The 13,068-nt window shown below is 53.9% G+C and carries 11 protein-coding genes; 7 read left to right on the plus strand and 4 right to left on the minus strand.

Going from position 1 to position 13,068, the window contains the following annotated elements; translation table 11 throughout:
- Nucleotides 1-56: 56 nt before the first annotated feature.
- The 7 genes from MKY64_RS02560 (at nt 57) to MKY64_RS02590 (ending at nt 8,379) form a co-directional block, all read left to right on the plus strand.
- Nucleotides 57-911: a ComEA family DNA-binding protein gene (locus tag MKY64_RS02560; protein ID WP_340950765.1), complete on the plus strand. Its 855-nt coding sequence runs from the start codon at nt 57-59 to the stop codon at nt 909-911.
- 628 nt (nt 912-1,539) lie between these two features.
- Entirely contained in the window at nt 1,540-2,058 is a 519-nt protein-coding gene (locus MKY64_RS02565) for a deoxycytidylate deaminase (RefSeq protein ID WP_076082103.1), read from the plus strand.
- A 159-nt stretch (nt 2,059-2,217) separates the two neighbouring features.
- A complete protein-coding gene (locus tag MKY64_RS02570; protein WP_340950766.1) occupies nt 2,218-4,959 on the plus strand; it encodes a ComEC/Rec2 family competence protein in 2,742 nt (913 codons plus the stop codon).
- 29 nt (nt 4,960-4,988) lie between these two features.
- On the plus strand, nt 4,989-5,936 hold the full coding sequence (locus MKY64_RS02575; protein ID WP_340950767.1) for a sensor histidine kinase: 948 nt from the start codon (nt 4,989-4,991) through the stop codon (nt 5,934-5,936).
- Complete coding sequence (locus tag MKY64_RS02580) at nt 5,917-6,618, plus strand: response regulator transcription factor (RefSeq protein WP_340950768.1); 702 nt, start codon at nt 5,917-5,919, stop codon at nt 6,616-6,618. Before MKY64_RS02575 ends, MKY64_RS02580 begins: the two co-directional genes overlap by 20 nt.
- Nucleotides 6,619-6,698: 80 nt before the next feature.
- Complete coding sequence (locus tag MKY64_RS02585) at nt 6,699-7,625, plus strand: ABC transporter ATP-binding protein (protein WP_340950769.1); 927 nt, start codon at nt 6,699-6,701, stop codon at nt 7,623-7,625.
- Entirely contained in the window at nt 7,618-8,379 is a 762-nt protein-coding gene (locus MKY64_RS02590) for an ABC transporter permease (RefSeq protein WP_340950770.1), read from the plus strand. Before MKY64_RS02585 ends, MKY64_RS02590 begins: the two co-directional genes overlap by 8 nt.
- A gap of 21 nt (nt 8,380-8,400) precedes the next feature.
- On the opposite strand, the gene MKY64_RS02595 is transcribed toward MKY64_RS02590, so the two are convergent.
- The 4 genes from MKY64_RS02595 to nrdI all read right to left on the minus strand — a co-directional run bounded on the left by MKY64_RS02595 (nt 8,401) and on the right by nrdI (nt 13,059).
- A complete protein-coding gene (locus MKY64_RS02595; protein WP_340950771.1) occupies nt 8,401-9,180 on the minus strand; it encodes an alpha/beta fold hydrolase in 780 nt (259 codons plus the stop codon).
- Nucleotides 9,181-9,632: 452 nt separating this feature from the next.
- Nucleotides 9,633-10,592 (minus strand): class 1b ribonucleoside-diphosphate reductase subunit beta, encoded by a 960-nt coding sequence (gene nrdF / locus MKY64_RS02600; RefSeq protein ID WP_340950772.1) that lies wholly within the window; start codon nt 10,590-10,592, stop codon nt 9,633-9,635.
- 36 nt (nt 10,593-10,628) lie between these two features.
- Entirely contained in the window at nt 10,629-12,713 is a 2,085-nt protein-coding gene (gene nrdE / locus MKY64_RS02605; RefSeq protein WP_076082078.1) for a class 1b ribonucleoside-diphosphate reductase subunit alpha, read from the minus strand.
- The gene (gene nrdI / locus MKY64_RS02610; protein WP_036732265.1) at nt 12,700-13,059 is read right to left on the minus strand and encodes a class Ib ribonucleoside-diphosphate reductase assembly flavoprotein NrdI; all 360 of its coding nucleotides are present in this window, start codon (nt 13,057-13,059) and stop codon (nt 12,700-12,702) included. The genes nrdE and nrdI overlap by 14 nt, the downstream gene beginning before the upstream one ends.
- Nucleotides 13,060-13,068 lie beyond the last annotated feature (9 nt).

Below are 13,068 nucleotides of genomic sequence, written 5' to 3' on the forward strand. Positions count from 1 at the left end.
CAGGTATTCATCACAGTTTTGAATAAAATTCCAATTTATTGAGGGAGGACAACCTGATGGATAAAAGATTGATCATCTGCGCCATTACCGCCGCGCTGCTGGGCGGCGGCCTGGTATGGGCCGCAGACCATAGAGCACAGGACGCCGGCATTGCCGGATGGTCTACTCTGAACGCCGGAATGGCGCAGGCGCTGGGTGTAGCGGCTGAAGGTGAGGGTGGCAGTGCAGCCGCCGGGGGTGATGGCGGGAGTGTGGCTGGTGCAGCAGGGAGCAGAGTGGAAGGTGGCGAGGTACCGGGTGGCGGTACGGCAGGGAGTGGAGTGACTGGAGGGAGTGCGGCGGGGGACGGGGCAGTTGGCTGGAGTGTTGCAGGTGCGGCGGGTAGTGGCGAGATAGCTGGTGGCGGTACGGCGGGTAGTGGAGTAACTGGCAACGCAGTCACGGGTGGTGCAACAGTGTACACAGGAGCTGGCGGGAGTGTGATTGGTAATGGAGTTGCTGGCGCGAATGTTGTAGGCGAGGCGGGTAGCGGAGTTGTTGGCGGTGCGGCCACCGGTGATGAAGCAGCTGGCGCTGGAGCGGCGAGTGCCGGGATGGCGGGTGTAGCGGACTCAGGAGGACCCGGAGGAGCGGCGGGAAGCGGCGGTGCAAGTGGAACGGCGGCTGCAACAGCTGGAACTGGTGGAACCGCTGGCACTGCAGCCCCGGCAGCGGCTGACGGCCGGATCAATGTGAATACAGCCGATGCCAAAGCCCTCATGGACCTGCCGGGCATCGGGGAGAAGAAAGCACAGGCGATTATCGACTACCGCACCAGTAAAGGTGCCTTCCGCAGCGTGAAGGAATTGGGCAAGGTGAAGGGCATCGGCCCCAAGCTGCTGGAGAAGCTGAAGCCGCTGGTAGCATTTTAGGCCGCCGTCCCGAATGTCTCCGTCTCCGAACAACCCGTCTGTCGGGGAAGCAGTTGGATTTCCTCCACTTAATAAATCTTAAATGCTACCTTGACGAACAGTAAGTGGATTTAGGGCATCTAATTTGGTCCGAATGCGCTGAATCAGCGATTTGTAACGAATTAAGTGTCGTTTTTCCAACTACTAGCTTACATTCGGCGCTTTTACCAGTAACAGTTGTAGTTTTTCCACTTAGCGGGCTCCATACTGAGCATGGACAGAGGCACAGTAAGCTGCAATTGCACTCAGTACATTAGATTAGCCCACAATCCGCCTGATAACTGAAGCTGCTGCACTTCGTACATTAGAATTTTGCAAAAGAGGTTCTTTGGAGACTAAATGAAAGAATCAATTGTATGAAGTGCAGCAGAACGTTACTTAGGCGCTGAGAATGCAATTTCTACTGTATGAAGTGCAATCACACCCCACTCTACGGATGAGCAAATGAGGTGTAGAAGTGGCGGGACGGGAGATCTAAGCGAGAGATAGGCGAAATGTAGGTTGTTGCGGGCTATCAATATCCTAGTGAAAACGCAGCCGGGTATGCTACAATAATGAACAACTATTGAAGAGAAAGTGGAGATTACTGATGACTGTGGCTTACCGCAAGAACTGGGATACATACTTCATGGATATTGCCTGCATGGTCTCCACCCGTTCGCGCTGTCCCCGCCGCCATGTCGGCGCGGTGCTGGTGCAGGGGAAGAAGCTGCTGGGTACGGCCTATAACGGTGCGCCGATGGGCGTTCCTGACTGCTCGGAAGCAGGCTGTATGGTCTCTGAGCAATACGAGCGTGAGATGATAGACGGTGTAGAGACAATGGTCAAAAAGCAGCGCTGCATCCGCACGATCCATGCCGAGCAGAATCTGCTGCTGTTCACAGACCGGAGCGACCGGGAAGGCAGTACGGTCTACGTTACGGATGAGCCGTGCTGGACCTGTGCCAATATGCTGGCTAACAGCGGGATCGTGGAGATTGTCTACCTGCGTCCTTACAAGAAAGACATGGAGAAGGTACAGGCGATGCTCTCCTCCAAAGGCATTGTGTTCCGTCAACTGGAGAACTACGAGCCGCCTAAGGAAACGATGATTTCGGTATCTGAATAACCAGCATCTACGGATGGGCTGACGGGCTGAACATAGTTGGCTGAACGAGACACGAAAAGAATAGTGACGGGCTCCAGGGGAAGAACCTCTGTACACGCATTTGTATGCGTATGCAGGGGTTCTTTGGCGTCTAGTGCTAATTAGGAAGGAGAGATGATTATGAACAGAAGGCCGCTCTTAAGCTTTACGGTCTGCTGGGTAGCGGGAAGTGCCGCAGGATGTTTGTTCTCTGGCCGCAGTCTGCTGTTCTGCCTCACAGGGCTATTGTTGCTGCCTGTAGTCTGGGCGGTGAGCGGCGGAATACGCTGGAGGACGGCTGGGGTGTTGGTGACAGCACTGATTGTGGCAGCCTTATACTGGGAATACAGCGAGGTATGCAATGTGAGTCTGCTGCCTGAGGTGTTGGGGCAACCGGTGAGCGAACTGAATGAAGCATATATAACAGCCGCAGGCGTTATCGCTTCTCCGGTAGAGCGGGACGGGGACCGGGTTGATTTTGTCGTGAAGCTGTCCGGGATCAGGCTGCATCAGGGTGAGCTGGCCGCCGCAGCGGGAACGGAAGGCGAAGTGCAGGCCGAAGTGAATCCGGGTGATACGGCAAAGACAGGCGCAGAGCGTGCGTTGGAGAGGAGTGCTGAAGGTGAACGTGTAACCGTACAAATCAAGCTCCAGGAGGAGAGTGAGATCGCTGAGGCTGCCTTGTGGCAGCGGGGAGACCGGGTGGTCATTGAGGGGGAATTGATACAGCCCCAGATAGCGCGCAACTTCGGCGGATTCGACTACCGTGCCTATCTGCTCACCCAAAAGATTCACTGGCTGCTCAAAGGAACGGGAACAGCCAGTGTAACGGTTAACCCCCAAGTCTCGTGGGAGCCGTCCACTATTCTCCGCTGGAATGATAAGGCAAGATCTGCGCTCGGTGCAGAAATGAGCCGCTTATTTCAGGAGCCTCATGCGGGTTATATGAAGGGCCTCGTCATCGGCATCCAAAAGGAGCTGGACCCGGAGACATTCAGACAGTTCTCGCAGCTCGGGCTCACCCACATCCTGGCCATTTCGGGCATGCATGTAGCGGTGTACGTCGGAGTAATCCTGGTTCTTCTGCGCCGCTGCCGCTTGACCAGAGAAACCGCACTGACGGTGACCCTGCTGCTGGTTCCGGTCTATGTGCTGTTGTCCGGGGCAGGACCGTCTGTGATCCGCGCCGGGATCATGAGCATGATTGCCCTGCTGGCGGCAAGGCTAGGCATGCTCAAGGATGGACTAAATATTCTGGCTGCATCCGCTTTGATGATGCTGGTCTGGAATCCTTATCTGCTGCTTAGTGTCAGCTTTCAGCTCTCTTTTCTGGTAACGGCGGGACTCATGGTGTACACACCGCTTGCTGCGCCGCTATTCAGGCGGTTACCGGGCTGGCTGGGCAGCAGCCTCTCTGTAACAATTATTGCTCAACTGGTCTCATTTCCACTGACGATCTATTATTTCAACCAATTCTCATTGTTGTCCGTTGCTGCCAATCTACTGCTGGTTCCCTTCATCACCTTCCTGGTACTGCCCCTGGGAACACTGGCACTGCTCCTTGGGCGGATCTGGAATACAGCAGCACTTTTGCTGGCACAGCTTGCAGAGATACTGAATAATATCACTTTTGCGGCAGTGGAGTGGGTGAACGGATTCACCGCCGGGGTGCTGTTCTGGGCTTCCCCTTCCTTTCTGTGGATTTGTCTCTACTACGGGCTACTGTACGGTCTGTTACTTGCGTTGAAGCGGAGGACTGAAGCTAGGCTTGTTCCCCAGTTCATGGATGATGAGACCCGTCCGCTGGCGGAACTGGAGAGGCCGGGTAACCCTATCAACACCACCAACCAGCCAGATTTGCTATCCATTGCGAACAGCAGAAGAGCCGCGCTGGCCTTTCAAGCCTATCCGCCGACTGGAGCTACGCGCTGGAGCAATCCCGCAGCGATACTGTGCGCTATAGGCCTGACCATTCTGCTCTATAAGGGCTATAACGCTGAGGCTATACGCGACGGCTCCGGTTCCATCAGCTTCCTGGATATAGGCCAGGGGGACAGCAGTCTGATTACCACGCCAGGTGGAACGCATATCCTGGTGGACGGCGGCGGTACTGTGAGCTTCGGCAACCGGGAGGAATGGCGCATCCGCCGCAGCCCGTTCGAGGTCGGGGCGAAGACGCTGCTGCCGCTCCTGAAGCAGCGGGGTATCCACCGGCTGGACGCAGTTATTCTGACGCATGGCGATCAGGACCATGCCGGAGGGCTCCAGGCGGTGCTGGAAGGGATACCGGTATCGGCGCTGCTGTTCAACGGAACATTAGCCGACACAGAGCCGTACACCAAGCTGATGACGACCGCATTGGACGCGGGTGTCCGGCTGTATCCGGTGCAGCAGGGCATGTCGCTGGCTCCGGACGAGGCCACGCGGCTGAACTTCCTCTGGCCGGAGCCGCGAGCGGATGGACAGATCCTGCCAGAGGAAGTGGAGGATCAGAACCACGAATCGGTGGTGTTCCGGCTGGAGATGAACGGCCGGAGCTTTCTTTTCACAGGAGATATGGATCAGGCTGCAGAGGAAGCCATCTTACATTCCGCAAATCAATCCGGGATTAAGCAAGGCAGACCCATCGATGCCCTCAAGGTCGCCCACCACGGCAGCAAAACCGCCACCAGTGCAGATTGGCTCGCTTTCTGGAACCCCGGGGCCGCTGTAATCTCAGCCGGTGTGAATAACATGTACGGGCATCCGCACGGGACTGTGTTGGAGCGCTTGGCCGATACCGAAACAAGCATCTACCGGACCGACCAGCAGGGGGAGATTCAGCTTAGAGTGAGCAAGGAGGGAATCTCTATACGCCACAAGCTCACCCCCACCCCGGACTAGGACTCTGTAATCGTATATAATAAAACCATATGAGAGGAGTTGATCGTATCCTTATTGTTCTGGCAGGACTCCTGCTGCTGCTGATTGCCCAGACTGTGTACCTGCTGAACTACCGGAGACAGGTTGGTCAGATTAGCAGCCAGCTGTCTTTTATTATGGAGCATCAATCCCGTAAGCTGGTAGCGACCCAGTTGAAGCCAAGGGAGATCGGCAGGCTGGTGCGGGAGTGCAATAACCTGTTACGCCGCCAGCAAGCGATGGGAGAACAGTTCAGCCGCAAGAATCAGGAGATGAATCTGGCGATTACCAGTCTGTCGCATGATATCCGCACGCCGCTCACTTCACTGGATGGTTACCTTCAGCTGGCGCTGCGGACAGAGGCGGAGCAGGAGAAGGGGCGGTACGTAGCGCTTGCCCAGTCGAGAATACAGCAGATTATTAAGCTGGTAGAGGAACTGTTCCTCTATACCAAGCTGCAGAATCCCGAATATGAATTGGAGCTGCAGGCGGTTGATGTGGCGGAGGTGCTGAAGCGGAACCTGTTCACGTTCATTGATGATTTTACCCGGTCCGGGAATGAGCCTGAGCTTCGGCTGCCGGAGCTTTCTCCCTGGGTGATGGGGGATATCCATGCGCTGGAACGAATCTTTACCAATATCATCGGCAACTATTTCATCCACGGCGAAGGCCCGTTGACCGTAGAGGTTGAAGACAGGCAGGAGATGCTGTGTATACGCTTCACCAATCGGCTTAAGCCAGGCAGCAGTGTGGATACGGAGAAGATCTTTACCCGCTTTTACAGAGAAGATCCGTCGCGTACCCGGCATTCCTCAGGTCTTGGACTCTCGATTGTGATGGCGCTGATGGAGAAAATGAACGGCGACGCATCAGCCAATTCCGCCAGCGGCATCTTCAGCATTGATATCGAATTCACAAAAGCGGGAAAGGAGCACCCCCATGGGCATCCCTCTCAATAGTAAGAGCAAAAGAATTCTCATCGTTGAGGATGACGAGCATATTAACGCAATTCTGCATGACGGGCTTACCGCCGCAGGCTTTCAGTGTACCCGGGCCTATTCGGGCAGTGAAGGGATGCTGAATCTGGCAGAGCAGGAGTACCACCTCATTGTCCTGGACCTGATGCTGCCCGGATTGTCCGGCGAGGCATTTATGCAGCGTTTGCGTGAGGAGCTGAAGTCCCGGATTCCGGTTATTGTCCTCTCGGCAAAGGATCAGCTGGATCATAAGCTGGATCTGTTCACGCTGGGCGCTGATGATTATGTGACCAAGCCCTTTGAGCTGGAGGAGCTGATTGCCCGCATCCATGTCCATATCCAGCGGACAGCTGCCGGTGAGCCGGTGAAGGAGTTCAGGCATAAAAATCTGGTACTGGACTGCATGGCCTACAGTGTCAGAATTCATGGCAGCGTGCTTGCTCTGACCCGCCAGGAATACCGGATTGTCGAACTGTTGGTCAGGAATCCCTCACGCGTGTTCACGAAGCAGGATCTCTATGAGCTGGCCTGGGAGGAGATCTATCTGGGCGAGGACAAGACGATAACGGTACATGTCAGCAATATCCGCAATAAAATCAAAGCGCACGACAGCGAAGCCTATATCGATACGGTCTGGGGCATCGGCTTCCGGCTGAGTCCATGATGAACTTTGAACTTTCTTAACCTTTTGTTGGCGAACTATTAGTCTTCATCCTGTTAACTTAGGGTAAGGAGGTGGCAGACATGACAGATTGCATCATTGAACTATGCGGAGTGACCAAGATGTACCGATCGAAAGCAGCGGTGAGGAATGCCAATCTCAAAATCTACAGAGGAGAGATTGTCGGCATCATCGGCAAGAACGGTGCGGGCAAATCCACGCTGCTTAAAATGATCAGCGGACACGTATATCCGACCTCGGGAGAGCTGCATTTTTTCAACCGTGCGGCGGCGGGGGACCAGTCTTTTTTCGAGCGGATGGGGGTACTGATTGAGCAGCCCGGGTTATATCCGAACATCTCGGCCTATGAGAACCTGAAGCTGCTCGCCATCGCATATGGTCTAAGTGACAGGGATACCACGATAGAGAAATTGCTGAGGCTCGTAGGACTGGATCCTAAGAATACCGCCAAAGTCAAAAGCTATTCCATGGGTATGAAGCAGCGGCTGGGAATTGCGGTGGCCTTGCTTGGAAGTCCCGATGTGCTGATTCTGGATGAGCCGATTAACGGGCTTGATCCGCAAGGGATTGTAGAGATTAGGGAGCTCATTCTGGAGCTGAACGCAACGGGTCTGACGATTCTGATCTCCAGCCACATTCTGGAGGAGCTCTCCAAAATCGCCACCAAGTATGCCATTATCCATCAGGGGGAATTCGCCGAGGTAATCTCCAAGGAAGAATTACAGCAGCGCTGTGAGGAACGGATCGAGATTAGCGTGGAGGAAGCCCGGGAGGCTCTCCCGGTGCTGGAGCGCGAGTTGAAGATTACACAATATAAAGTGGTGGACAGCCGTACGGTGTATGTATACGACGAGCATATCCGCATCCGGCAGATCGTCCAGGAGCTGGCGCAGCATGGGATAATGGTAGATTCCATCTCAAGACATAAGCAGAGCCTGGAGCAGTATTTCCTGGAACGCACGGAAAGTGCAGGTGAACGCCATGATTAACCTGTTGCGGATGGACCTGTACCGCTTCACGCGAAACAAGATTATGTACTTGTTGCTGCTTTTGTTCTGTGCCTTTCAGATCTTCGGCATCTATATGATGAAGCAATACGAGCAACCGGTGGAGGGCCGTCCGCTGCTCAGCAGCTTAACGGAGAGTGAGTTCATCCAGCTTGTGATCTCACAGCCGCCTTCCTGGATGCTGATCTATATCGCCGTGTTCACGATTTATTTCTATATGAGCGAATGGAATTCCGGCTTCCACAAGAATTATATCTCCATGAGACAGGCAAGAATCCACTCCGTCTTCTCCAAAATGGCGATTCTCGCCCTATTCGTGGCAATGCTGTTCCTGATCCTGTTAATTGCAGACGGAATCGGCAGGAGACTGTTTATGGGTCAGACGGATCTGGAAGACTTGGGCATGCTCATTACTCTGCTGGTCGGCCAATTCCTGCTGCACTGGGCGTTCTCACTGGTTGTTCTCTGCATTGCTATGATGACCAAGAACCTGCTCATCAGCTTGAGCGCCGGTTTCGTTCTGGCTCTGAATGTGATCGGGATGGTACTGGGGGCGCTGGAGAATCAGTTCACAGGCACTCATCTGACGCAATATCTGCTGATCAACACGCTCGTACGGGTCAAGGATCTAGGCAACATGGCTGACCTGATTCATACATTCGGAGTAGCGGTTGCGGCGATTCTAATACTAAGCTATCTTGCTGTCCGCTACAAAATCAGGGAGGATCTGAACTAGCGTCACTCGCGCCTGAGGGAATCAGATTCTTCTGCATTCCCCGGGCAGCTCCCCGCCCTGAATCCATGCCTCGACCAGCTTATTGAACAGCTCCGGCTTCGCCAGAGAGAGGCCATGTCCTATCAGGGGAATCACCACGCCCATGCAGCGGGGATTTGCGGCAACCAGATCCCGGGCGGATTGCTTCATGACAGATTTCTCACGTTCACCTACAGTAACCAGTATCTTGCCTGTGGCCTCACTGAACCCGGCTGGAATGCGGAACGACATATTCTCTTCCAGCACCCGGATCAGCGTCTTCAGCTCCATCTGCCGGCTCTCTTCAACATACCGTTCCAGGTACTCCTCGCCCAGATAGAGCGTCTTAGCCTGTAGCTTCGCGAACCATCTGTACTTAATCAGCGGAAAAGACAGTCTGACCGCCGGCCCGATCAGCTTGCTGGCGGAGGGAATGGGCCGCACTAACGCGCTGTTGATGATGGCATAATCGATCAGCTCCGGTCTTAAACCCAGCATCTGAACCAACACCTGTGCGCCCAGCGAGAAGCCGGTGACAACGATCTTTCGTCCCTGAGCCCGCTCCTCAATGAGTAACAGAAGCTCCTCCGCACTGCTGCGGATCGTGAACTCCGTATCCTCCCGGCTGAACCCGTGCCCCGGCAGGTCCGGGACCAGAAAATGATACCCGGCGAACGCCGCCACCTGCTTCTCCCACATCCACCCGCTCACGCCCCCGCCATGCAGGAAGACCATCAGACAAGCCCCATCCGGGTCTCCGTACTCCTGAATATGTATCGCCATCCCGTTCCACCTCTTTCTTGTAAAATAGCCACTCCTACTCCTACGTCCCAGTAACAATATGGTCTCATAAGTAGAACCGGCTTTGCCTTCCTTTTCGGGATGGTACCGTTTCAGTGAAAAGTGAAGCTTGGGTTTCGATGATTTATTCAGAACCTTTGAGGGAACTGAAAAGGTGTATCACAAAAAAAAGCCCCGGCAGCTTGTCCAAGCGACCGGGTGCTTATTCTACATACCATCCAATAGGTTGAACTTGTAATATACAAATTAAGGGATGAATGGCGGAAGGGAATTTTGGAACTGTAGGAGCGGTAGCGTCCGCCTTTGTATACGGATTTCAACCGCGAACAGCGGTCTAATCAAGGAAATCTGTATACAACAGCGGCCGGAAGTCCAAAACTTCTCTGGAGTCACGACTATCCCGAAATCAGAGTCTACAAGTTCAATCTCTCCACTTAAAACTTAAAATCCTCATCCCGCAAAGGCTCCACATTCATAGCCCGCACATACCCATTCCCCTTCTTCGAGAAGAAGTCATGCTGCTTCGTGTGGGTGCTGATCCCGTTCTGGACGATTGGGTTAATCTCTTCCTCATCGAACAGCGGATCATGGCCGAGGTTCATCATCGCCTTGTTGGCATTGTAGCGCAGGAAGGTCTTCACTTCCTCCACCAGACCGATCGGTGCGTAGATCTGCTCGGTGTATTGCTCCTCGTTCGCGTGGAGCAGACGAAGCAGGCCGACCAGGGTCTCGTAGACATCGCTCTGGTCTTCTTCGGACAGCTCTTCGAAAATCTCCTGGGCCAGCACGCCGACATAGACGCCGTGGATGCTCTCATCACGCAGGATCAGGTCGATGATCTCGCCGCTGCAGGTCATTTTGCCTTGTCCGGCCAGATAGAGCGGGTAGAAGAAGCCGCTATAGAACAGGTAGCTCTCCAGCAGAACCGATGCAGACATCGCCAGATAGAGGTCTTTCTTCGTCTCGATCTTTTGATAATACTCCGAGATCGTCTCCGCCTTGAACTGCAGGAACGTATTGTCCTCCACCCAGCGGAAAATCCCGTCAATCTGCTCGGTGGAAGCCAGTGTGGTGAAAATGCTGCTGTACGACTTCGCATGAATCTGCTCCATCATGCCCATGAAGCCGAGGACCGCCTTGCGCTGCAAGCCGTCCACATGCTCCATAATCTGCGGCATGCCTACGCCGCCCTGGATCGTATCCAGCAGGGTCAGTCCGCCCAGCACCTTCATATAAGAGTCCTTTTCAATCTCACTCAGCGTGAGCCAGGACATTTTGTCATCGGATAATGGAATTTCGTCGTCGGTCCAGAACTGCATAATATTCTGGTTCCAGAACATCAGTGAGAAATCGTCGTCGGGACGGTTCCAGTTCACGGCTTGAATTGCGCTCATAATCGTATATTCTCCCTTTCTGTACCTGTGACCTTCTTAGATGGAGCAGGCCAGGCATTCCTCGACAGACAATTTGTTGGTCCGGGTGTAGTACAGGGATTTCAGCCCTTTGTGCGCCGCATACAGGTAAGAGCGGGCCAGCTCACGGGTTGTAACATCACTGTTCACATGCAGAACCGTTGAGATACCCTGGTCGATATGAGGCTGAATCTCCGCAATCAGATCAATGACCTTGAACTGGTCCATCTGGTAGGCGGATTTATAGTAGAACACATTGTCCGGACGCAGGTAAGGCATCGGATAGTAGGTGGTCGAGTTAGCATACGTGCGGGTCTCGATCTGCTCTACAATCGGCATGACGCTGGAGGTCGCATTCTGGATGTACGAGATGCTTGCGGTCGGCGCAATCGCCAGACGGTAAGCATGGTACAGGCCGTGCTTCATCACCTTGTCACGCAGCTGCTTCCAGTCCTCAGTTGTAGGAATGTAGATCCCTTCGAAGAGTTCCTGTGCTTTTGCCGTAACCGGACGGTAGTCTGTAGTTATATAACGGTCGAAATACACGCCGCTGGCATAGTCGGACTGCTCGAATCCATAGAAGGTCTCGCCGGTCTCAGCGGCAATCTCCATACTTTTCTCAATCGAGTGATAGTTCATGGTCATGAAGAAGGTGCGTGCGAAATCACGGGCCTGCTCACTCTCATAAGCCACCTTGTTCTTGGCGAAATAGCCGTGCAGGTTCATTACACCCAGACCTACGGAGTGCATTTCCTTGTTCGCTTTAGCTACGCCCGGAGCGTTGGAGACAGTAGTCATATCGCTGACAGCCGTCAGTGCCAGCATACCCTCATGTACGGATTCACGGATCTTGCCGTGCTCCATCACGTTCACGATGTTGAGGGAAGCCAGGTTGCAGCTGATATCGCGGCGGATCTCGTCCTGCTGACCGTAGTCGTTAATCTCTGAAGTCTCCTGCAACTGGAAAATCTCGGTGCACAGGTTGGACATCTTGATCTGGCCCACATTACGCAGGGCATGGGCGTTATTGGCATTACTCTTATTCATAATATACGGATAGCCCGATTCAAGCTGGATCATGGCGATCTTGGTCAGCATGTCGCGTGCGCTCATGGCGATTCTTTTCTTCACGCGCGGATCAGCAAGCAGGGTATCATACATGACGTCCAGATCCATGTCATCCAGGTGCGTACCATACGCCTGATAGACTGTGTAAGGAGCGAACACATGCAGCGGCTGATTATCCTGTGCCAGCTTGTAGAAGCGGTTAGGCACGATCAGGCCGATAGACAACGTCTTCAGGCGTGTCCGTTCGTCGGCGTTAATTTTCTTGCTGTCCAGGAATTCAAGTACGTCCCAGCCAAAAATATTATAATAAGCCGCACCCGAACCCTTACGCTGGCCCATCTGGTCCGCATAGGAGAAGCCGTCTTCCATGAGCTTCAGGACAGGCATAATGCCTTTGGCCGCATCCTCCACACCCTTAATGGTCTCGCCGCGCGAGCGCAGCTTGGACAGATTGACCGCAACGCCGCCCCCGATTTTCGACAGCTGCATGCAGGTATTCAGCACATAGTTGATAGAATTGAGCGAGTCGTCCATCTCCAGCAGGAAGCAGGAGACCATCTCGCCGCGGCGGCTTTTACCGGCATTGAGGAAGGTTGGTGTCGCCGGCTGCAGGCGCTGTTCCATCATCGAGCGGGCCAGTGTACGGGCCGTCTCCACGTTGCCCCGTCCCAGATGCAGAGCCACTACCGCTACGCGGTCCGGATAATGCTCCAGGTACTGCTTACGGTCATTGCTTTTGACAGCATAATCTGTGTAGAACTTGGAAGCCGCCATATAGGAAGGGAAGCGGAAATTATATTCATGGGCGATCCGGTAGACATCCTCCATCTCAGCAGCGGAGTAGCGGTCGTACAGGTCCTCGTAGTAGTCATTGGCAATCATATAATCAATCTTGGCTTTCGTATCCGTGAATGTCAGGCTACGCCGCTCCACATCCTGCATGAACTCGGCTACTGCCTCCTGGTCCTTATCCAATTGGAAAAAGCCGCTTTCGTCTCTCTTCATCAACATGTTGTTCAATTCAATATGCCGCAACCCGGTCCACCTCCTGTTTTATGCGCTGTACATCCCCGAAGGTTCCCGACAATTCAAACTTGCCGACCACCGGTACGTTGTAACGCTGTGCAATTAAGTCTGCGCTGTGCGCGTATAGCTCGCCCCAGTTTTTGTTGCCGCTCGCGGCGATGCCCTTGAGCCTGGAATGGTTTCGTTCAAGGAATGTTGACACCTTCTCTGGAATCTGTCCAAATCCGGTAGTGTATGTAACAAGCACGTAAGGCTCGTCGATCGTCATATGCTCTTCGATTTGAACCGCCGGAAGCTTCAGTTTGTTAATGAATCTTCTGACGTTGCCGGTCTTGGAATCGTAAGCAATCAACATGGCTCCTAA

Source organism: Paenibacillus sp. FSL R7-0210, from assembly GCF_038009085.1.
Classification (GTDB): Bacteria; Bacillota; Bacilli; order Paenibacillales; family Paenibacillaceae; genus Paenibacillus_AQ; species Paenibacillus_AQ silagei.